The sequence below is a fragment of the uncultured Porphyromonas sp. genome, assembly GCF_938039215.1.
Taxonomy (GTDB): Bacteria; Bacteroidota; Bacteroidia; order Bacteroidales; family Porphyromonadaceae; genus Porphyromonas.
Genome location: NZ_CALHVI010000060.1, coordinates 1 through 21,521, shown reverse-complemented (window position 1 = coordinate 21,521; position 21,521 = coordinate 1). Strand labels below are relative to the sequence as shown.

Sequence of the window (21,521 nt, the reverse complement as noted above, 5' to 3'; positions counted from 1 at the left end):
GCTTCCGCTGGGAAGTCATTGCAGTTCTCTTGGAAAGTAATATTACTTCCGATGAAATGTTATATAACATTCGCCCGAATGTTATATTACTTTTGACGGAATGTTATATTATTTTTCGGCGAATGTTATATTACTTCTGAAGGGAGGTATTATGAGATGCGATCGAAGGGAATTGTTCTTCTCCTCGGAAGTCGAAGAATTTGCCCCGCTAAGTGCTGGTTCTTCCCAACCGAAGTATTCGGACTTTGTGCGCACGTAGCGTGGTGGCAAATGTTAAAACGCAAAGAGAAATGCTTATCTTTGCACATAATAACAAGGAAAGGCAGTGCTTAGAGGTCGGCCTTCCACAAGCTTCGATCATGAGAAAACGAGTCATCTGGATCATCATCACGGCCTTGATCTCGGCCTATGGACTCCTTTCTTGGGTGCAGTATGAGTACTATGGTCGAGTGCTTTCGCTGAGAAAGGAGACCATGCGCATCCAGATGAAGGACGCTATGAGTAGCGTAGCCCAAGAACTTCAAGTGCGCGAACTTATCCGCTACCTCAATCGCGGACTCCTTCGTGAAAATGATCGCTTTGCCGATAGCGAATTCCTCCCCTCTTCTGTCGCTGACTTCGACATCTGGACACGAACAAAGCTCGACACGCTGGCCGTAGAAAAGGCCATCGATAGCAATCGCTTCTACCTCAAAGTGCCTCAACAAGGCGACGCTTGTCGCTTCGATTACCGCCCATCGGACTGGTTGGTGCACGCCTATTTCTCCGATCTTCACTCGCTGGATAGACATATCCTGAAGTTCGTCTACGACAGCTACGCTCGGGATAGTATCCCACAGATGGTGAACATCCGCTTGCTCAAGAGCCTCATCCGTGAGCACCTCGATAGCAAGGAGCTTTGTGGCCCCTACCAAATGGCCCTCTATGACTCCGAGGGCAACTTGCTCTACGAGTACCGACCTCCTGTGATGGACATGGGAAGAAGCTGGGAGGAGCAGAATACGATCACCCAGCACCTCTTCGTCCCCACCGATGGCACGAACGAAGGTCGCCCCTTCATGAAGATCTCCATGGACATCGCTCCGACGAAAGCCGAGGTCATGCGCCTCGCCTTCCCGAGCTTAGTCTCCACGGTCATCGTGCTTATTCTGGGCTTCTCAGCCCTTGGAGTCTTGCTCAAACATATGAGCTTCTCCTCGCAGCGAACGAGCTTCATCAACAATATGACCCACGAGCTGAAGACTCCCGTCAGTACCATCCTGCTCTCTACCCGTTCGCTCGGGCAGAACCTTTCGGGCAGTGGCGGCATGAATCCTAAGGTACGGGAGGCACTCTCGATCATCGGACTGGAGACGCAGCGGATGAAGTTCCTCATCGACAAGGTCCTTCAATTCTCTCTGCTAGATGGTGAGTCGGGGAAGTTCCCAGTAGATTTCCTTGATGTCAACGAACTTCTGCTCCCCGTAGCGGAGATTTATACCTTCCACGCCCAGCAGCGCGGAGGCGACCTCATCCTTGATCTCGATGCGATCAATACTTGGGTGCGGGGGAATTCCATCCACCTCTCCAATGTCTTCTTCAACCTCCTAGACAATGCCGTCAAGTACAGCAAGCCTGGAGAACCTCTTCAGCTGGCTATTCGTACCAAGGACGAAGACGGCATGATCTGCATCACCATCGAAGATAATGGGATCGGGATGGAGAAAAAAGAACTAAAGCGGGTCTTCGACCGCTTCTACCGAGTCTCTTCGGGGAATAAATACGAGGTGAGAGGCTTCGGTCTCGGCCTAGCTTACGTCACCTCCGTCATCCGCCAATGCGGTGGTACGATCACCGCTGAGAGTACCCTCGGTGTCGGCACCAAGATGATCATCCACCTCCCAGCTTCGGAGATGGAGTAGCCCTTATAAACAATGTGTAAGAACTAAGGATAGATATTAGGTTAACTTAATCAATATATTTCCAGCGTAATATTCACTAACGAACGTTAATACTGCTACTATGGACGAACCAGTAAAGATCCTCCTCTGCGAGGATGAAGAGAACCTTGGGACAATCCTTCAGGAGCTCCTTCAGAGCAAGAAGTTCGCCGTCACCCTCTGTACCGATGGAGACCAAGGGTGGGAAGCCTTCAAGAGTGCGAAGTACGACCTCTGCCTCCTGGATATCATGATGCCTAAGCGTGATGGGTTGACTCTCGCTAAGGACATCCGTAGCCTTTCGTCAGATGTACCCATCATCTTCCTCACCGCTCTAGGTATGAGAGAGAATGTACTAGAGGGCTTCCGCTCCGGTGCTGACGATTACATCACGAAGCCATTCAGTATGGAGGAGCTGCTCCTTCGTATCGAAGCGATCCTAAGACGCACTGTCAAGCACGAGGGTGACAAAGAACCTCAGCGCGTCTATCAGATCGGTCGCTATGTCTTCAACACGACGACGCAGACGCTTTCGCTCGGTGAGCAGTCCCGTCGTCTTACGACTAAGGAGTGTGAGCTACTTTCGCTCCTCTGTCTTTTCGCCAATCAGACGCTCGAGCGTGGACATGCGCTCAACGTCATCTGGGGAATCACTGAGCCTGCTGGCGGGCATGATAGCTCGTTCAGTCAGCGCAGTATGGATGTCTATGTGACTAAGCTCCGCCGCATGCTTGACGCAGATGAGCGCGTCGAGATCAAGAATGTCCATGGCAAGGGCTATAAGTTGGTCATCCCCGTAGAGGCTTAGTCCCGACGGAGACGACGAACTTCTCTACTCATCAGACATCTACACATCCTTATCCTGAGTTCTCCCTCTGGCATAGCGTCCTCCTTCATGGAGCGACTCTATGCTAGGGGCGAAGCTCATTTGTACCCTGTCTGGGTACTACCTTTATTATTATAGAATGATGAGTAAGAAAAATAAGACCGTCACTTCGCCTAAGAAGCCAAAGAAGGGAAAGACCCCTTCGGGCGAAGGTCGACAAATCAATCGAAGGGACATCCTTCGTGTTGCTCGCCTTGTGTTCGAGGAGAATGAAGGGCGAGTCTTAAACTACAAGCAGGTTTGTTATGCCTTTGGCAAGACAAACATGGGACAGAAGCGAGCGATCTATCAAGCTTTGGTCGAGATGGCCGAGACGGGAGAGATCGAACAAGTAGAACCTGGTCGCTTTGTCCGAGGTGGAGCACGTACCGCTCGCCTTGAGGGTCGCTTCGATTACCGAGGTGGTCGCCCCTCATTTATCCCCGATGATCCAGAGCTAGAGACGATGCCGCTTACCGAGCGAGCTCTATCGACCGCTCTGCATGGTGACCGTGTCGCCGTCTCCTTCGTCAAGAATCGTCGTGGCGAATACAAACGTCTTCAGATCACTGATATTCTCGAGCGTCGCCCCGCTACCTATGTCGGGAGCCTTCAGCTTGCTCGTGGCTACGCATTCTTCGTTACCTTGAACAAGGAACTCCGTCAGGATGTCTTCATCCCCGAGGATAAGACGATGGGAGCAACGAGCCGAGATAAGGTCCTCATCCGTATCACGGGCTGGGATCCTAAGAGTAAGAATCCCCGAGGTGAAGTCATTGACATCCTCGGTAAAGCTGGGGACAACACCACGGAGATGCATGCGATCCTAGCAGAATTCGGGTTGCCCTACAGCTATCCCGAAGAAGTAGAGCGTGTAGCCGAAGCACTTTCTGAAGCCATCACAGATGAGGAGCTTCAGCATCGTGAAGACTTCCGTGGCGTACTTACTTGTACGATCGACCCGAAGGATGCTAAGGACTTCGATGATGCCTTGTCCTTCCGTCAGCTTCCTGATGGACTCTATGAAGTAGGTGTACATATCGCTGACGTGAGTCACTATGTTCAGCCGGGGAGCATCATCGATGATGAGGCTTACAAGCGAGCTACTAGCGTCTACCTCGTAGACCGAACCATCCCGATGCTTCCTGAGCGACTGAGTAACTTCCTTTGTTCGCTCCGTCCCGATGAAGATAAGTATGCGTATAGCTGTATCTTCCAGCTCGACGAAGAAGCTCATCTTCGCTCGGCACGTATCGCCCGCACGGTGATCCGCAGCCAGCGTCGTTTCACCTATGAGGAGGCTCAAGAGATCATCGATACAGGGAAGGGTGATCATGCCGAAGCTATCCTTAGCTTACATCGCCTAGCACAATGCCTTCGTGCTCGTCGCTTCGAGCGAGGAAGCATTGCTTTTGATCGCCCCGAAGTGCGCTTTGAGCTGGACGAAGAAGGTAAGCCCATCGCCGTCCAGATCAAGGAAAGCAAGCCCGCTCACCAGCTCATCGAAGAGTTTATGCTTCTAGCGAATCGTACCGTAGCGGAGCGCATCGCCGAGCCAGCACGCAGAGATATCACACCCGCCCTTAACCTCAGGGGAAAGCCTGCGTTTGTCTACCGTATTCATGAAGCACCCGATGAGGAGAAACTTCGCTCTTTGGCTGACTTCGTTCACCGCTTTGGTTACAAGCTGAAGACAGAGGGTGGGGCAGACGCTATTGCCAAGAGCCTTAATCAACTTCTCTCCGATATCCAGGGTAAGCCCGAAGAGGATATGCTCACTATGCTTGCAATCCGATCCATGGCAAAGGCTCGCTATACGACTGCGCATATCGGGCACTACGGACTAGGCTTCGAGAGCTACACGCACTTCACTTCGCCCATTCGTCGCTATCCAGACTTGATGGTGCACCGTCTGCTGATCCGCTACCTTATAGAGGGTAAGCCTTCGGTCGATACTTCTGCTCTCGAGGAGCAGTGTGATCATGCCTCGGATATGGAGTCGCTGGCAGCGACAGCCGAGCGAGCTTCGATCAAGTACAAGCAGGTAGAGTACATGATCCCTCGTCTTGGTCAGACCTTCTCAGGTGTGATCACGGGGCTTGCTGACTGGGGCATCTATGTCGAGCTTGAGGAGAATAAGTGCGAAGGTCTTGTCCCTGCTCGTGATCTCTCCGATGACTACTATGTCTACGATGAGACGAACTTCCGCCTTGTAGGTCGCCATACGGGGCGCACCTTCTGCCTTGGGGATAAGATCGACATTGTCGTGGCTCAGGCTGATCTAGCTCGTAAGCAGCTGGACTTCGCCTTAGCCGAAGACCTCACTAGCCCCGTGCAGAAGCCTCGAGGGCGTAGATACTAGTAGACGCATTCGTCTACTCTAGCCAAAGCTAAAAGACCCCGCCGGTGTCATCTCCGAGAGATGACACCGGCGGGGTCTTTTATTGGGAGCAGTAGCAGTAGGAGCCCAGCTCCTACTGCTTGATTAGAAGTTCTTGAGGCCTTCTTTTACTTGACTTCCTTGAAGAGAGCAACAGGGAAGGCATGTGGAAATTCGTAAGGAAGGATGTAGCAACGGCAAGCACTGAAGGAGGCAATCTTGGGGATACCATCGGTGTGCTTAGTGCCCGTCACAAAGTCTACAATACGTACATTACCTGGCTTACCACCTATGGTGTCCTTAACCATGTATTCAGGAGCAATCTTTGAAATCCCGTAGAAGGGAAGAGTACGCTTTACCGTACCAGGGCTGCAGAAGACAGGGTGATTGGGGAGATCCTTCACCTTGATATCCTTGAGGCCAACGGGCGAGCAGGTGATGACTAGGCTATCCTCGTAGACTGAATAGCGGAAAGCAAAGCGATTGTCATTGGTCGTCTCTGCTGGGAAGTTTGCATTAGACACGTTGGTCTTCCCATAGGAGAGAGCATAGAAGGAATGTCCATTATTGAGGATAGGTGCCTTAGGCCACTCTGGGTTATAGTAGTAGGTTGACTTAGCCGCTTCTGGGACGTGAATCTGGTAGGCTACAGTCTTCCAGTAGTACTTTGCCCCTAGACCAACCTTGACAGGGATGGTACCTTCATAGTCCACGTATCCCTTGAGGAATTCCTTCTCAGGATTGTATCGGATGGAGTTCCATTCATATTCGTCTGGCAGGTGCCACTTGATGGAGCCTGTGCTGGGATAGGTCTTTTCCTTGAAGAAGCGATCGTAACCATCCTTTCGGAGGAAGTATCCGACCTTCCCAGGGCCATTGTAGATCGAGAGATCGTGGAGCTTGAACTTATGGCGCAGGTTTACGAAGTCCGTTCCTTCTCTATTCATGACATCTTCGGAGAGGAGGCTCAGAGGATTGAGGAACTCGGTCTTGTGGAGAGAGATTACAGTTGTGTAGATTGCTCCATTCTTGAGCTGATTGGGATCCTTAGTGACATTCATCACGGAGTAGTAGGGGGTAAACTCCTGGTTTTCTTCTGTCACCAAGTCTAGGCTGTAGCTGTTCTTGTTACCGATCTTGGGGACCCAAAGGAGGACGCTTTCTGTAGATGTCTTTCCAGCTGGGACGACGATCTTCTTAGAGAGCTTGAACTCCATAGGAGAATCATACTCCTTTCGTCCCGTGACCTTATTCCCAGAGGCGAGTACACTTAGTGTAGCGCTCTCAGCAAGGAGTCCTACGCTAGAGATACCCTTGATCGTGACATTCTGCTTCGTCTTGTTGTTGATCTTCACGCGCAGGAAGTGACCATAGGGCTTGAAGCCCTTGGAAGAGCTGGTACCCATCTCCCAGTTCCCAGAACCGTCAAACTCGAGGGTAGACTCTAGGATATAGGGGACATTGATCTTCGTGACTTGATTGCCAGATAGCACGGGGAGTACCTGCCCTTGAGTGTATGAGGAGTAGACCGTAAGCTGGTCTGCTGCGCCTGATACATCCCCGATGACGGCTACGAGACGGAGCTTGGAGGACTTGGAGGGGGTAGTCGAGATGTAGACGTTACCATCAAACTTTAGGGTCTTCTTGTCTGCTCCGACCTTCCAGACGAGCTTGTCGTTGTAGATAGGAGTGGGGTTGTTCCCTTCGAAGATGTACGTGCGGACTTCGATGTTGGTCTTATTCTCAAGTGTAGCCTTTACTTGATCTGCTACCAACTTGTAGTCCATGGCACGCCCTTCCGCTGGTTGCACTTCAGCGGAGAGATTAAGCTTTACTTCTTTTTTAGGCTTTTCTGCCGGCTTCTTGGGACTCTCCTGACCACAAGAAGACAGGAGAAGAGCTGGAGCAAGTAGCGCTAGCAGAAACTGCTGCATTTTTTTCTTCATAATAGTTTATTGTTTGTAGTAGTACATGACACACTAAAATAACGCAAAAGACCATGCAATTCTGTTACGCTCTTTAGAAGATCATGCTTCTATTGAGATAATGCGGAGCTATAGGAGGGGGCAAAGCCTAGCTGTAGAAAGGGATTTGATCCCAAGAGAGAGGGGGATGGGAATATTATTCCCAAGGTGAGCAATCTTGCGATGACTCCCGAAACCAGTTGCTGCTTTTAGTTCGATTAATACGGTGCAAAAATAAGGAAATAACTAGAAGTGCAAATTCTTGGTAAAAAAGGAGAGCTTGTTGAGTCCTTTTGTCAGATTGGTTTGCTCTCCCCCAGAAAAGGGGACGATCGTGCGCTCAGGATCGCCTACTTGGGGGAGAATGGCATGCGAAGGGGGGCTGATCTGACACCTTGGAGAGGATAGCTTCACTTATAGTAGCGCGAGGAAGAGAAAAGCTCAGGGATGGTGACTGCTTCGGAGTAGTCACCATCCCTGAGCTTAATTCTCGGAAGGGAGAAGTCGATGGGAGGACTACATGTTCATCCCGCCGCAGACGTGGATGGTTTGACCAGATACATAGCTGGAGAGATCGCTGGCGAGGAAGGTAGCCACGTTAGCTACATCCTCAGGCGTACCACCACGGCGGAGAGGGATCTGAGCTTCCCACTGCTTACGTACTTCTTCGGAGAGAGCACCCGTCATGTCAGTGACGATGAAGCCTGGAGCGATCGAATTGGCACGGACACCACGAGCGCCAAGTTCCTTAGCGATGCTCTTCGCTAGGCCGATCATACCAGCCTTAGAAGCGGAGTAGTTCGTCTGTCCTGCGTTGCCAGAGACACCGACGACGGAGGCCATGTTGATGATGCTACCGCTACGCTGCTTGACCATGACGGGAGTGACGGCATGGATGAGGTTGAAGGCAGACTTGAGGTTGACGTTGATGACGAGGTCCCACTGCTCTTCGCTCATGCGCATCATCAGGCCGTCACGGGTGATCCCAGCGTTGTTGACGAGTACATCGACACGACCGAAGTCAGCGACTACTTCACCGACGAGCTTGTGAGCGTCGTCGAAGTTTGCTGCATTGGAGGCATAGGCCTTTGCCTTGACACCGAGAGCTTCGAGCTCCTTGATGAAGGCTTCGACGGTTTCGTCGATCTTGAGGTCGGTGATGGCTACCGAAGCCCCTTCTTGAGCGTACTTCAGAGCGATAGCACGACCGATACCACGACCAGCACCTGTGATGATGGCCACCTTGTTAGCAAGTAGATTCATTGTTTATTGTATTAAGTTGGAATTCGAGTTTGGATGTCAGGCTCACTTAGGGCTTTGTACCCCATGTAGGATGAGATGGCGCACGGTGCCTCGGATCTCTTCGATGGTACCCTTGGAGCGGTAGGAGCCACTGATGAAGGGGACTTCCATGCCCTTGACGATGTTTTGTAGGAGGTAGGCCATGAGTCGAGGGCTGGGGACGGAGAAGTGTCCGAGTCGCTTACCCTCTTCGAGCAAATCCTGGAGCTGCTGGATCTCCTTCTCGTCGAAGGAGGAGCGAGCCCGCTCGACGAGCCAAGCATCTCTGAAGAACTCTGCTCGCAGTGAACCATTGCGTAGGACTAGGTCCTTGATCTTGTCTAGATGTGTGAGCATCATCGTGAGGATCTTCTCCTCGGGGGTCGCAGGGAGGCGACGGATGAGCTCCATATCATGCCAAAGTCGCTCGAGCTCACGCTCGATGACGGCTTGGAAGATCTCATCTTTGTTGCGGAAGTATGTGTAGAGCGTACGGCGACCCTTCTTCGAGGCATCAGCGATGTCGTTCATCGTCGTGTTGGTGAACCCAACCCGAGCGAAGAGCTGTCGTGCGACCTCGATCATCAGATCCTTTGTTTTGACGATGGTAGCCATGCGTAGTGTACCTTGTTTCCTTTCGTTGAGCTAATAGGTTAAGGGGGAGGCACAACCCACCCCAAACTCATACAAAGCTACGAAAAATTGCGCACAACTGCCCGATGCGTGCAATTCGTTCGGGGCTTTTCGCTCCAAGGTACCCTAGAGAAAGTAAGGATCTATCCCTAGTGATGATGCTCGTATATCCGGTCTTCTTATCCGCTTCTCTAGGTGATCGTGTCCCCCTGACACTAGAGCTTTGGAGCTACTTCTTTTGGGCGAAAGAGGGGGTATATACCGTGGAAAGGTACCGATCTGAGAGCTAAAGTTCTTAAAAATAGTGTACCTTTGTAAGCCTTTGACCTATCGAACATCCAACCAAGTGCTCGGGGGCTGTCGGCAAGAACGCTGGGTATAAACATTAATGATATAGCATATTTCGAACTAAATGAGTAAGTACGTAGGGAATCTTATCCCCCACACCTTCTTCGTGACGAAGGGTAGCGGTGAGTCGGATCTGGAGCTGCACGCTGGGTCATATCACATGGCCCTCTATGATGCTGGGATCTCTGACTTCAATATCATGGTCTATTCGTCCGTCCTGCCCGCTACGGCGCACATTGCTTCGATGGATGAGATCGACCTGCCCCCCTTCGGTTCAGAGATGAAGACGATCCTCGCAGTCTCTCATGGACAGCAGGACGAATTTGTCTCGGCTGGTATCGTCTACGCTTGGATGTATGCTGATGAGAACTTCGACAACAAGGTCGGAGGTCTCGTCTGCGAAGTCAGCGGTCGCTATCGTATCGAGGAGCTCGAAGCTCGTCTGATCCGTGTGATCAATGACCTGCATCAGAAGACTTACGCTCAGTACTACCTCGGTGAGCTCAACTTCGTCACCGAAGGGATCACCATCGAGAAGCGCTACGGGACGGCTCTTGCTGGTCTCTGCTTCGTCGACTTCCAGCTCCCAGAAGTGGAGCCAGTAGAGCGTCACTTCTAGAACTAGGGTACTCCGTTCATAGATCAGGCGGAGTCTCGAATAGCCCAATAAGCCACGAGCTTCAGTCACTCACTGCGAGGACTGAAGCTCGTGGCTTATTTGATGGGTAGCCCTCGGGCGAGGGGAGGGCGGAGCTAGAGGATGTTGAGTACCTGCTCCTTGATCTGCTCCAGCTCGTCCTTCATCTTGACGACGATCTGCTGCATCTCTGCTTGGTTGCTCTTTGAGCCCATGGTGTTGATCTCTCGACCGATCTCCTGAGCGATGAAGCCCAGCGTCTTGCCTTGTCCAGGAGCATCGGCATCGAGGACTTCGAGGAAGTAGGATAGGTGGTGAGCCAGACGTGACTTCTCTTCGTTGATGTCGAGCTTCTCGATGTAGTAGATCATCTCCTGCTCGAGGCGTGAGCTGTCGTAGCCTCCTGCAGGGGCGATCTTAGCGAGGCCCTCCTCGAGACGCTGGCGGATGGCTGCGATACGTTCGGCCTCGGGATAGGTGATGTCCTGTAGGAGCGTGGAGATCTTCTGGATACGCTGGGCGCAGACTTCTCGAAGCATCTTCCCCTCCTGTAGGCGGAAGGCTTGAAGCTCTTCGATGGCCTGAAGCGTGGTCGAGCGAACGACCTCCCATTCCTCCTTGCTGACCTCGGCTGGGCGGCTGGACTCGCTGTCCATCACTCCAGGTAGGCGCAGTAGTGCCATCGGGTCAATGGGGAAGTCAAGCCCAGACTCCGTGCGTATGCTCTGCAGCTGGTGGATATATCCAAGCAGGGATTCCTTGTTGATCGGGGTCGTGTTTCCCTCGAGCATGTCGTCCTCCATCGTCACGGTGAGGTCGATCTTGCCTCGCTGTAGGCGGTCTGAGATGAGGGAGCGAAGCTCAAGTTCCCCCTCACGATAGGCGGAGGCAATACGTGCCGAGATGTCGGCTTGCTTGCTATTGAGCGACTTGATGGCCACGGTGATGGTGCGGCTGCCGAAGCGTGCCGAGGCCTTCCCGAAGCCTGTCATTGAGTGTATCATATAGGATGTTTTCTTTTATCGTCGGGCAAACATACGAAATATTCACGAGCCAGCGTGTGTAGACCTGCTTCCCCTTGGGCGGTGTGTCTTAGCTCGAAGGCCTCGTCGTTCGCCTCTGTTCCTTCTAGAATTGTGGTGGCTGATCGGGTGGGGGGGAGAGCACGCTTCGTAGCAAGGGGTTTCTTAGGGAGAATCCCTACATTATTATAGGTTGGCTCCGACCGAATGTGACAGCCCCCAGATAGCCCTCCAGAGAAACCTACGGTAGGTCGTCGGAACGACCCACTGTGGGTCGCCGAGACGACCTACCGTAGGTCGCAAAGGCGATCTACCGTAGGTCGGTTTTGGGGGTCTTCTCATCGAGCTCTATTCCCGAAGGAATGGTCTCGTCTCTTTGCTCCCCCACAGGCCTAGAGGAGTACACCGAACTTGAGCGATAGTCCCCCCGAACTTCCCCAGTACTTATTGAAGTATTTGCTTGAATTGAACTCTTGGTAGCCATAGCCGAGGCTCATCGTGAAGCGGTTGATGGCTACTCCTCCAGCGATGGAGAGGTAGAGACCATGTAGCCCCGAGTGAGTCAACCCGAAGGAGTACCCAGGCTTGATGTCAAAGAAAGGCTTGACTACTGAGCTTGTGGGAAGGGTGGCACGCAGGTTCGCAAAGATGGGGAGCATCCAGAAGGCATCCCGATGAGGGCGAGAGAAGTAGCCGTTGAAGCCTAAGCCTCCGCCTAGATAGATCGTGGGGCTAACCAGTGTGCCGAAGCTGCCAAGGAACTCGATGCGCCCACGATCCGAGGAGGTGAAGCCAAGCTCGAGCGTCCCTGAATAGCTAGATGCCGATGTGCTTCGGTAGTAGTGGTGACGGCGTGGAGCCGCTTCGCTGAAGCTTCGGGTGTGGTCGCTCGATCCAAGGGCAGAGACCTCAGAGAGGAGCTGTGTAGATCCTACACGGGGTGGGGCTGTGCTCAGGTGAGCTTGGCTCTCGATGCCTTGAGCTTGGGTGACCGTACTGATCGATCCGATCATGAGTAGGGTGGTGAAGATCTTCTTCATCATGTCGATGGTGTCTATTTTAGTTGTGAAGCACCTCCTTATCCTATGTATCCCAGTATCCTATAGAGTTCACAGTGTGGAGGTGTATGCATCATTCTAACGAGGTCTTTCTTCTACTCTGTATGGTCGCCCTAGCGTAGGGCTGTGTATCGTTTGGCGAGGACGGTATAGTATGGTAATAAAAAAGTATTAGCTTTGTAGGTGGTTTAGTTTGCCGATAAAGTTGCCAAACGCAGGTGCTCCCTGTCATAAGCTAGGCAAGCCGATAAGTTGCACAGGCTGGCTGTCGAGAACCGCTCCGTCCTTGGTATGTGTGGCGTGTGGAGCATGTCGGATCGGATCAAGGAGCATTGAGGCTGATGTAATCGCCTAACAGTGTAGAGCGGTAAGTGCTTCTGGTTGAACTTCTCCCTAGGCTAAGAGGTTAAGTCCACGGATCTCAACCCATAGTGCTAGACACCTTGTGTTTTTGTAGAGTGAATATAGATACTAGCAGTTTTTTTGAATAGATCTAAATTTAATTAAGTATGAATATGAATAGAATTTCACTGGGTTTTTGTACCCGCTGTATAGTGGGGCTATTTATGCTGTCATCCCTCTTCTCTTGTTCGTCGACAAGCGATGATGTGGCTGATCGAAACCAATCTACAGTGCAGAATGCGTCTGCAGTAGAGGAGACGATCAGTCTAGATTTGGAAGGGGTATATAGCGATATGCGCTCCCTAGAGTTTGGCCTAGATGGCAATAAGATCACTCCACGATTTGTTCCTCAGGGGGCCAAGGTCTCCGTATGCTTGGCTATCAGAAGTGATGACCCTACTCAGCCTATCACCTATGCCATCACCGAATGGGAAGGTGCACCTGAGACAAATAGTCTAGTGTTCGTTGCAAATAAGGCTCTGCCTGCTGATGCAAAGGAGAAGAAGAAAATCAATGTCAAGGTCGCTCAGGGAACTAACCTGCTAGATCCAAGCCGCAAGTGGTATGTCGCTGGGATCTTCGGGCTCGATGAGATCGAGGCTCCAGATATTCTTACACGACTCCAGAATGGGGAAGGTATTCCTTTCCAGGGTGGATCGCCTATTGTTGTAGGTCCTAATGACGTTAAGTTCCAGCATCCAGTACCATTTGCATTCCCTTGGACGGAGCTGAAGATCGTTAAGAATGGAGCATCTGGTCCTCATGCGGATGCACTAGGAGAGAATGCAGTCAACTTCCGTATGCAGGGGGCGTTCCTCGAGCATCAGGTGACCAACAAGCTGGACCGAGGTGCAAGACTAAATAAGATCATTGTCGAGTCTTCGGTCTTCCACAGCGAAGGGGCGTTCAAGTTCGATGCTTCTCCCGCTTCTGACCTTTCCACCCCTCAGCTCTTCCCATCTTGGGTAAGTCGTGCTACCACTCTGCCTAATAAGGGGACACAGATGGGTAATGCAGACTTCTATAGAAAGCCTGCAGATGGTGTACAGAGAACTGTCCTTGATCTGGCTAACGTACCTGGTGAGGAGACTTTCCTTAAAAAGGACGAGACGATGGATTCTAAGGTCTATACCTGGGTGATGCCCGTCAAGGATGCTCCTAATAAGGTTCATACCCGTGTCTACTGTGAGGTGACTCCATGGGCTAAGGAAGTGAACAGCAAACCAGCTCCAGACCAGTATGCCTATGAAAATCAGAACAAACTGATCTCTAAGCTCTACTCAGAAGTATGGCTCTCCAAGGAGACCAGCATCAATAAGCCTCTAGCTCAGCTTCAGAATAAGTTCTTCCGTGTTAAGAATGAGATCGCAGAGCCTCAGAATCCTCTTGATCGAATGGCTCCTCGCATGCTGAAGGCACCGGGTGTCCTTTATGATGTAGACATTCCTGATGCTCGTGTCTCGGCGGTGGAGAGTGATCCTTCCTACCCAAAAATGTTCTTCGCATGGAATGAAGTCGGTAATGCACTTGGAAATCTCAGCTCTACATGTCACATCCCATCTCTGGATGAATGGGCTAGTGTCATGTGCGGTATGGGTGCTGAGAACGTACTGAACACGAATACGGGGATCGTATTTGACCAAGCCGTAACTCCTTCCCACCCTGCTAGTACAAAGGAAAGAGTAGCTCTATCAGAGGCTGGCCCTCACCAGTATTTCTATGCTGATATCCGAAATAAGCATAATTGGGGCGGTAAGCCTGGTTGGGCGGATATCGAACCCACGGGCCCTGGTGAAACAAACCAGGAGGTACAGGGAGCTAAGCGTAGAAGAGTCTCTTATGCACTCCGATATGCTCCTGCAGCTCAGCAGTCACTCGTAGCGCCCTCTTCAGAGGACGATCTTGCTAAGACAGACTATCGCCTGTCCGCATGGCGATATGAGCTTGTTATGGATCTGACAAATCCTCGCTATCATAAGTCCTATGTCAAGATCACCTCTAGAAACCTCGGCTTTGGTTTCCGTGACTTCGGTGGACAGGAATGTAATGTTGAAGACATTGCTAAGGAGGAATTCTGGGAAGGAGATCAAGCTGCTTGGGACGTTGTCCGCTATGTCCCAATGTTGGGCTTCCCTATGCAGCCTGATGGGCAAAAGAAGTCTTATGAAATCAATGGGAATTCAGGACTCAAGCGCCTCGGAGACTTCTGGGCTAAGCCTGTAGAGGTGAATTCTTACACTACGGGGGATCGAGCTCATCGAGTTGCGATCCAGTTCCAGTTCGGACAGCTCAGACTCCGCTTTAAGCTTCCTGCTAATTACAAGTACTGGTTCAACATCTACCCATTCAAGAATAACTAAGTACGAGCCTTCTCAGACGAAGAAGACGTATCTGAATCACCCCTTCCTAGGGTGACAAACCGACAAAGCCCCAGCTCGCAAGAGTTGGGGCTTATTCATTATTATAAGGTCGGTCTAGTAGGGCTACTAACCTTAGCTCCTAATAGGGAGATACTCTCACTAATAGGGTGATCCCTCCTAGCCGAGCCATACTCATGGATAGGCCCCCACTAGTTGAGTTATACTCACTAATAGGGCGATACCCACTAGTCTATCCATATTCACTAATAGGACCCATTAGTCTATCCATACTCAGAGACACATCTCTAGGGTCGCTCCTTTCTCCTCGCCTCTTATGTTCTATTCCCTCCTCCAATCCATCCCCATCTGGTTTCTCTCCTAGCTCCTCTTACCGATGTTGCTCAAGGTATAGGAGAAACTATCCTATCAGCCTAGCTTACTTCTCTAGTTGGATGGCAACCGCTCCTGCCCGCTAGTTAGGTCGCCACTGCTCTCGATCAGCCTTCAGACTTATTGAGGAGCAACTTCTTCGATAGGCATGAGTATAAGATGGGGATGGATAGTATTTGCTCGATACTCGGTCAAGATATCCCTATCTCCTACTCGTATCTGCAGTTCCCCTGCTAGGCTTCATCTCGAGAGCTTCTGCCATTAGGATACCTTAGGTAGGCATACAAAGAGAGAGGGCCGTACCAAAATCATTGGTGCGACCCTCTCGTCGTAATGCTAGGGGAGTGGGATCGTCTCCTTAGATGACACCCTGCTCGAGCATCGCCTGAGCTACCTTGAGGAAGCCAGCGACGTTAGCACCCTTGACGTAGTTGATGTACTCTCCTTCACGACCATTCTTGACGCACTGTTCGTGGATGTCGCTCATGATCTGGTGGAGCTTAGCATCGACTTCTTCGTTGGTCCAAGAGAGGTGCATAGCGTTCTGAGTCATTTCGAGACCAGAGGTAGCTACACCACCAGCGTTGACAGCCTTACCTGGAGCGAAGAGCATCTTCTTTTCGACGAAGTATTCTGCAGCTTCAGCAGTACAGCCCATGTTAGAAGTTTCAGCTACGATGGTGACTCCATTAGCGTGGAGCATCTTAGCATCCTCTTCGTTCATTTCGTTCTGCGTAGCACAAGGCATAGCGATGTCTACCTTCTGCTCCCATGGCTTCTTACCAGCGAAGAACTGAGCGTTGGGGAACTTCTTAGCGTAGTCAGATACGACGTCGTTACCGCTGGAGCGGAGGTCAAGCATAGCCTGGAACTTCTCAGGCGTGTTGATACCGTCTGGGTCATAGACATAGCCGTCAGGACCAGAGATGGTGACGACCTTTGCACCGAGTTCGGTAGCCTTCTGTGCTACACCCCAAGCTACGTTACCGAAGCCAGAGATAGCGACAGTCTTGCCCTTGAGGTCGATGTTGTGCTGCTTACAGATGTGCTGTACGAAGTAGACAGCACCGAAGCCCGTAGACTCAGGGCGCAGGCGAGATCCACCGAAGGTGAAGCCCTTACCCGTCATCGTACCGGTATGTTCGTTAGCCAGACGCTTGTACTGACCATACATATAAGCTACTTCACGACCACCTACACCGATGTCACCAGCAGGTACGTCGGTGTCTGGACCGATGTAGCGCCAGAGCTCACGCATGTAGCTTTGGCAGAAGGTCATGATTTCACGGTCGCTGCGACCCTTAGGAGAGAAGTCTGCACCTCCCTTACCGCCACCCATTGGGAGCGTGGTGAGAGCGTTCTTGAAGGTCTGCTCGAAGCCGAGGAACTTGAGGATAGAGAGGTTGACAGAAGGATGGAAGCGGATACCACCCTTGTATGGGCCGATAGCGTTGTTGAACTGTACGCGATAGCCGATGTTTACATGGACTTTACCTGCATCGTCGATCCAAGGTACACGGAAGGTAATGATACGGTCGGGCTCTACGAGGCGTTCGATGATACCTGCCTTTTCGAACTCAGGGTGCTGGTTGTACACTTCTTCGACAGAGAGAAGTACTTCCTTGACAGCCTGGAGGAATTCCTTTTCACCAGGGTGCTTTGCCTCGAGAGAGGCTAGAATCTCAGCTGATTTCATAACTGATCGATCTAATAGTTTTGCGTGTACGGCTCTTGCGTAGAGCCATGATTTCATAGGCAAATGTATGTAATGATTTTTGGCTTGGCAAATCATTTCCTTTCTTTTAATTTCTTAGGAAATAGCCCGTCTGTACCGCTATTTCCACTAGGAAGAGAAAAGACTTCTCTTTCATATCAAGCCGTGTGAAAATCATGGATTATCCCTTGGTTTTATGAAAATATTCCGTGGAATTCCTGCTGTGTGAGACGGTGCTTTTCGCCTCTCTCTATATAATAATGGTGTCTTGTAGATAGCTCTTCTATCCTCACATGATCCGTCTCTGTGCAAGTCACAGCCCGATCAAGCGGATTTGTGCGAGCTGTAGATGATACCCGAAGTAGATGATCCTTTGAGAGCATCGGTTCCACTACTCACAGTCGTCACCACTTGCGTGGTGATTTGAGGGGACTCATAGATAGCCCTATTTATTACGGGGCTTCTAGAGAGGTTGGGATGGAAGGAGAAGGGGAGAGGCTACTTGAGGCGAGGTGTTTTTCTTGCTCGCAAGAAGCCTAAGATATTGCCTCTAGCTTTCGCTGCGTCCGAGGAAGCGGGTAGGATAGAGGGAGATGAGGTAGGAGAGCAAGGTCACGGAGGCGAAGATGATCAGGAGATCCAGCGGACGTACATCTACGGGGAGTGCTAGCGCCTCGATCCCATTACCCGATCGTATCAGTCCGAAATGCTGCTGTAGGAGACAGATCCCCCAGCCTAGGAGCATCCCCGTCGATGTGCCTGCTAGGGCAATGAGTAGTCCCACACGGCGGAAGATAGCCTGCGAGAAGCTGGGTGGAGCACCTAGGGCGGAGAAGATGCGGGTATCGGCTTGCTTCTCGATGAGTAGCATGGCGAGCGAACTAGCGACATTGAAGGCCGCCAGAAGGAGGATGAAGAGCATGATGAGGTAGGTCATCAGCTTCTCCATGCGGATGAGGTAGGAGAGATCGGGATGCTGCTCTTCACGATCAAGGGCTACAAGGGTTTTTCCGTAGAGCTTGCTGACCTCAGCCTTGAAGCTCTCGGACGATACCTCGGGCTTCAGGCGGATGGCGATGGCAGAGACTTCTCCAGAGTTGTAGTCAAGAGATTCTTGGAGTGCATCCAGAGGGAGATAGATCGCTCCATCGGTCTCTTGGCTGGTGGGTGGATATTGGCCGATGACCTGCCCTTCGAGGCTTTGGAAGGCAGAGGCAGGACTAAGAGGGTTGGTAAATCCTAGGCGCTTAGGGAAGAGCACTTCGGCTGGGACGATCCCACCTCCGTCGAGCGTACTGTCGAGGGGGAATAGGATCGCCGAACCCAAGAGAATGGGTGTGACGGGCTCTCCCTCGCTATTGATCAGGGCAGTGGAGGCATGTAGCTTGTCCGCCTCGGAGTGAGCGTGGGCGAGGGGATAGACGGAGGAGAAGGCTGAATCAATGCCCACGGCATCGACGACCCACTGCTGCTGGCCTGAGCGGAGTAGCGCCTTGCTCTCGAGCCTTAGGGCGATGGCTTTCGCCCCGAGCGAGGAGAGTCGCTTGCGGTAGTCTGGGTAGGCAGCTAGATCAAAGGTCTTGCCCTCCTGACTGCGCAGGACGATGTCGGCATCGATCTGCTCTGTCCCCGCTAGGATCATCGTGACATAGCCGTTGTAGACGGAGAGGACGCAGACCAGCGCCATGGCTACGACAGCGATGGCGACAGCTGAGATCGCCGTCACATAATTCACCGCATGCAGTCGGGTGCGACTGATGAGGTACCGAAAGGCTATACGGAAGCTAAGCACGAGCCGAGGGAGGAGTGCCGAAGGCTACTTGTCGTGTAGACCTAGGAGGGTATCGATACGCTCCAGATAATCGAGCGAGTCATCGATGAAGAAGGTCAGTTCGGGGAGCTTGCGAAGCTGCTTGCCGACACGCAGACCGAGGTCATAGCGGATAGCCTTAGCGTTGGCACGGATCGACTCAAGGAGCTCTTCGCTGCGCTCTGAGGGGAAGATGCTCAGTCGTACACGTGCGATGCTGAGGTCGGGGCTGACCGTCACCGAGGTCACGGAGATAAGTGTGCCAGGGAGTCTCTGGGTCTGTATGCGGAAGAGGTCACTGACCTCCTTTTGGATAAGCCGATTGATACGACTCATTCTTGTATTATCCATTTGGGTCTCTGCTTTTTGTTTGTTACAAAGTTAGTCAAAGAAAGGGCAGTCCCTTTCTTCTCGTTGCCTTAGAAGAGGAGGGAAGGCTCTTCTGCTGGCTCTTGGCTTGATCGCTCGATATAGCTCAGCAGCTCCTCGATGCTACTGGTCTCGGGGCAAATGTCGAAGGGGATGCGGTAGTCGCAACCCTCTTGATAAGCCGAGCAGCCAAAGGCTGTCCGTCCCCGTAGCAAGATGCCACGACCGCACCGAGGGCAAGGGATCTCTCGGCTCTGTGGCTCTTGCGGCTGCTGGGGCAAGGGCTGGGGTGAGAGTACCGACTGAGTGAGCTGGAAGAGCATCGCTTTCAGTTCGTCGATGAAGCTCTTTGGCTCCAGCTCTCGGCGCTCGATCTGACGGAGCTTATATTCCCATTGTCCCGTGAGGGCCGCACTCTTCAGTAGCTCGTAGTTGATGAGCCCGATGAGCTGTCGTCCTGTGTCGGTGGCATGGATCTGATTCTTCTTGACCTTGACGATGTAGCCACGCTTGAAGAGCGTCTCGATGATGTTCGCCCGAGTAGAAGGTCGGCCGATGCCGTTCTCCTTCATTGCCTCTCGGAGCTCTTCGTCTTCGACCAGCTTCCCAGCAGTCTCCATCGCTCGCAGGAGCGTAGCTTCGGTGTAGTACTTCGGGGGCTGGGTCTGTCGCTCCTTGAGTTCGGGGATATGCTCTCCTTGTTCTCCTATGACGAAGTTCGGTAGCAGGGCTTCTTGGGGCTCTTCTGTGTCGGAGGACTTGCCCGAAGAGCTGCTTTCGTTTGTCGCCTCGGGAGCACTCCCCTCGAAGACAACTCGCCAGCCTGGCTCTAGGATCTCTTTCCCCGAGGTCTTGAACTTCACCCGCTCAACTGCTCCCTCGACCGTAGTCGTACTGACCTTGCAGTCAGGATAGAAGGCTGCGATGAAGTGGCGGGCTACGAGGTCATAGACCTGCTGCTCTCGCTCGGAGAGCCCTCCGGTACGCTGTCCCGTCGGGATGATGGCATGGTGGTCGGTGACCTTCTTATTGTCGAATACCTTCTTGTCCTTGCGTATCGGGGCTCCGCTCAGCAGGGGAGCTACGAGGGTCGGATAGGGAGTGACTAGCCCTCTGAGGATACCTGCCACCTTGGGATAAAGGTCTTCGCTGAGGTAAGTCGTATCGACACGGGGGTAAGTCGTGAGCTTCTTCTCATAGAGGCTTTGGATCGTCGCTAGGGTCTCCTCGGCACTCATGTTGAACTTCTTATTGCACGCTACCTGCAGGCTCGTTAGGTCGAAGAGCTTCGGTGCGCTCTCCTTACCATCCTTCTTCTTCACGCTCGTGATGGCGAAGGGTTTGCCGATGATGCTGGAGAGGGCTGCCTCGGCCTTAGCCTTATCCGTGTACTTCCCCTTATCGGCTGAGAAGAGGATATCTCGGTAGCGGGTCTTGAGCTCCCAGTAGGTTTCGCTCTGGAAGTGCTCAATAGCCTCTTGACGCTCGACGATAAGCGCTAGGGTCGGTGTCTGTACCCGTCCGATGGATAGGGGCTGCTTGCGGTCACTCCCTCCGTAGCGCAGGGTGTAGAGGCGGGTGGCATTCATCCCAAGAAGCCAGTCGCCGATGGCACGGGCTAGTCCCGCTTCATAGAGCGACTGATAGTCTGCCTCGTCTCTCAGGTGCTCGAAGCCCTCACGGATCGCCTCGTCTGTGAGCGAAGAGATCCAAAGACGGCGCACGGGGACACGGCACCCAGCCTTCTGCAGGACCCAGCGCTGGATCAGTTCGCCCTCCTGCCCAGCATCACCGCAGTTGATGACCTCGGTAGCTTGGCTGACAAGTCGCTCGATGACCTCTAGCTGTCGCTGATAGTGCTCTACGGGGATGGGCTTGATCCCGAAGCGCTCGGGGATCATCGGTAGCGAAGAGAGGCTCCAAGCCTTCCAAGAGGGTGTGTAGTCATGGGGCTCCTTCAGCGTGCATAGATGGCCGAAGGTCCAAGTGACGGCATAGCCATTCCCCTCTAGGTATCCCACACCGTGGTCTACCTGTCGGTGATTAGCTCCGAGGATGGAAGCGATGTCGCGAGCCACACTGGGCTTCTCTGCGATACAGACGATCAAGATCTAGAGGACGAAAAGCTATTAGGATGGGTGAATCTTATTCGTGCTCCTTATGCGGGCAAAAGCGAACGGCTCGGCAAGGAGTTTAGTGGTGCAAAGATACGCTAAATAGCCGAGCCTCAGACCTTCTCTCAGCGGGGCTGTCGAGGGATTTGACGCTTGGGCAGGGGAAGGTCTGTGCCCTAGGCTCAGATGGGTAAAAAAGAGACCTACGGTAGGTCGCCGAAAAAACCTACTGTGGGTCGCATCGACGACCTACCG

At 52.4% G+C, this 21,521-nt stretch carries 14 protein-coding genes; 5 read left to right on the top strand and 9 right to left on the bottom strand.

The annotated features are described in order from the left end of the window. Positions 1-359: 359 nt before the first annotated feature. The 3 genes from Q0336_RS08680 to rnr all read left to right on the top strand — a co-directional run bounded on the left by Q0336_RS08680 (position 360) and on the right by rnr (position 5,146). Complete coding sequence (locus Q0336_RS08680) at positions 360-1,901, top strand: HAMP domain-containing sensor histidine kinase (protein WP_298527910.1); 1,542 nt, start codon at positions 360-362, stop codon at positions 1,899-1,901. A gap of 100 nt (positions 1,902-2,001) precedes the next feature. Next, positions 2,002-2,727 carry a response regulator transcription factor gene (locus Q0336_RS08675; protein WP_298527907.1) on the top strand — a complete coding sequence of 242 codons (726 nt, stop codon included), beginning with the start codon at positions 2,002-2,004 and terminating at the stop codon, positions 2,725-2,727. 157 nt (positions 2,728-2,884) lie between these two features. Next, on the top strand, positions 2,885-5,146 hold the full coding sequence (gene rnr, locus Q0336_RS08670) for a ribonuclease R (RefSeq protein ID WP_298527904.1): 2,262 nt from the start codon (positions 2,885-2,887) through the stop codon (positions 5,144-5,146). 146 nt (positions 5,147-5,292) lie between these two features. Here rnr and Q0336_RS08665 read toward each other — a convergent pair whose 3' ends face one another. The 3 genes from Q0336_RS08665 to Q0336_RS08655 form a co-directional block, all read right to left on the bottom strand. Beyond that, positions 5,293-7,110 carry a hypothetical protein gene (locus Q0336_RS08665; protein WP_298527900.1) on the bottom strand — a complete coding sequence of 606 codons (1,818 nt, stop codon included), beginning with the start codon at positions 7,108-7,110 and terminating at the stop codon, positions 5,293-5,295. 534 nt (positions 7,111-7,644) lie between these two features. Then, positions 7,645-8,391 carry a 3-oxoacyl-[acyl-carrier-protein] reductase gene (fabG, locus tag Q0336_RS08660; RefSeq protein ID WP_298527897.1) on the bottom strand — a complete coding sequence of 249 codons (747 nt, stop codon included), beginning with the start codon at positions 8,389-8,391 and terminating at the stop codon, positions 7,645-7,647. A gap of 42 nt (positions 8,392-8,433) precedes the next feature. Then, complete coding sequence (locus Q0336_RS08655) at positions 8,434-9,024, bottom strand: TetR/AcrR family transcriptional regulator (protein WP_298527893.1); 591 nt, start codon at positions 9,022-9,024, stop codon at positions 8,434-8,436. 430 nt (positions 9,025-9,454) lie between these two features. On the opposite strand from Q0336_RS08655, the gene Q0336_RS08650 reads away from it, so the two are divergent. Continuing rightward, complete coding sequence (locus Q0336_RS08650) at positions 9,455-10,009, top strand: pyruvoyl-dependent arginine decarboxylase (RefSeq protein ID WP_298527890.1); 555 nt, start codon at positions 9,455-9,457, stop codon at positions 10,007-10,009. Positions 10,010-10,143: 134 nt separating this feature from the next. On the opposite strand, the gene Q0336_RS08645 is transcribed toward Q0336_RS08650, so the two are convergent. Together Q0336_RS08645 and Q0336_RS08640 are read right to left on the bottom strand one after the other, a co-directional pair. Beyond that, positions 10,144-11,031, bottom strand: coding sequence for a YicC/YloC family endoribonuclease (locus Q0336_RS08645; protein WP_298527888.1), 888 nt, complete (start codon positions 11,029-11,031; stop codon positions 10,144-10,146). A gap of 410 nt (positions 11,032-11,441) precedes the next feature. Then, positions 11,442-12,092 carry a hypothetical protein gene (locus Q0336_RS08640; RefSeq protein ID WP_298527887.1) on the bottom strand — a complete coding sequence of 217 codons (651 nt, stop codon included), beginning with the start codon at positions 12,090-12,092 and terminating at the stop codon, positions 11,442-11,444. Between the two features lie 710 nt (positions 12,093-12,802). Here Q0336_RS08640 and Q0336_RS08635 point away from each other — a divergent pair. Further along, positions 12,803-14,869, top strand: a complete 2,067-nt coding sequence (locus Q0336_RS08635; protein WP_298527884.1) for a hypothetical protein — start codon at positions 12,803-12,805, stop codon at positions 14,867-14,869. A 748-nt stretch (positions 14,870-15,617) separates the two neighbouring features. On the opposite strand, the gene gdhA is transcribed toward Q0336_RS08635, so the two are convergent. From gdhA to Q0336_RS08615, 4 genes are all read right to left on the bottom strand, one after another. Then, complete coding sequence (gene gdhA, locus Q0336_RS08630) at positions 15,618-16,955, bottom strand: NADP-specific glutamate dehydrogenase (protein ID WP_298527881.1); 1,338 nt, start codon at positions 16,953-16,955, stop codon at positions 15,618-15,620. Positions 16,956-17,523: 568 nt separating this feature from the next. Then, entirely contained in the window at positions 17,524-18,765 is a 1,242-nt protein-coding gene (locus tag Q0336_RS08625) for an ABC transporter permease (protein WP_298527878.1), read from the bottom strand. 24 nt (positions 18,766-18,789) lie between these two features. Beyond that, positions 18,790-19,134 (bottom strand): 30S ribosome-binding factor RbfA, encoded by a 345-nt coding sequence (gene rbfA / locus Q0336_RS08620; protein ID WP_298527875.1) that lies wholly within the window; start codon positions 19,132-19,134, stop codon positions 18,790-18,792. 68 nt (positions 19,135-19,202) lie between these two features. Next, a complete protein-coding gene (locus tag Q0336_RS08615) occupies positions 19,203-21,260 on the bottom strand; it encodes a DNA topoisomerase 3 (RefSeq protein ID WP_298527872.1) in 2,058 nt (685 codons plus the stop codon). Positions 21,261-21,521: the final 261 nt, after the last annotated feature.

Coding starts and splice junctions, on each gene's coding strand:
- Q0336_RS08680 (WP_298527910.1), top strand. CDS start 360: ATGAGAAAACGAGTCATCTGGATCATCATCACGGCCTTGATCTCGGCC.
- Q0336_RS08675 (WP_298527907.1), top strand. CDS start 2,002: ATGGACGAACCAGTAAAGATCCTCCTCTGCGAGGATGAAGAGAACCTT.
- rnr (WP_298527904.1), top strand. CDS start 2,885: ATGATGAGTAAGAAAAATAAGACCGTCACTTCGCCTAAGAAGCCAAAG.
- Q0336_RS08665 (WP_298527900.1), bottom strand. CDS start 7,110: ATGAAGAAAAAAATGCAGCAGTTTCTGCTAGCGCTACTTGCTCCAGCT.
- fabG (WP_298527897.1), bottom strand. CDS start 8,391: ATGAATCTACTTGCTAACAAGGTGGCCATCATCACAGGTGCTGGTCGT.
- Q0336_RS08655 (WP_298527893.1), bottom strand. CDS start 9,024: ATGGCTACCATCGTCAAAACAAAGGATCTGATGATCGAGGTCGCACGA.
- Q0336_RS08650 (WP_298527890.1), top strand. CDS start 9,455: ATGAGTAAGTACGTAGGGAATCTTATCCCCCACACCTTCTTCGTGACG.
- Q0336_RS08645 (WP_298527888.1), bottom strand. CDS start 11,031: ATGATACACTCAATGACAGGCTTCGGGAAGGCCTCGGCACGCTTCGGC.
- Q0336_RS08640 (WP_298527887.1), bottom strand. CDS start 12,092: ATGATGAAGAAGATCTTCACCACCCTACTCATGATCGGATCGATCAGT.
- Q0336_RS08635 (WP_298527884.1), top strand. CDS start 12,803: ATGCGCTCCCTAGAGTTTGGCCTAGATGGCAATAAGATCACTCCACGA.
- gdhA (WP_298527881.1), bottom strand. CDS start 16,955: ATGAAATCAGCTGAGATTCTAGCCTCTCTCGAGGCAAAGCACCCTGGT.
- rbfA (WP_298527875.1), bottom strand. CDS start 19,134: ATGGATAATACAAGAATGAGTCGTATCAATCGGCTTATCCAAAAGGAG.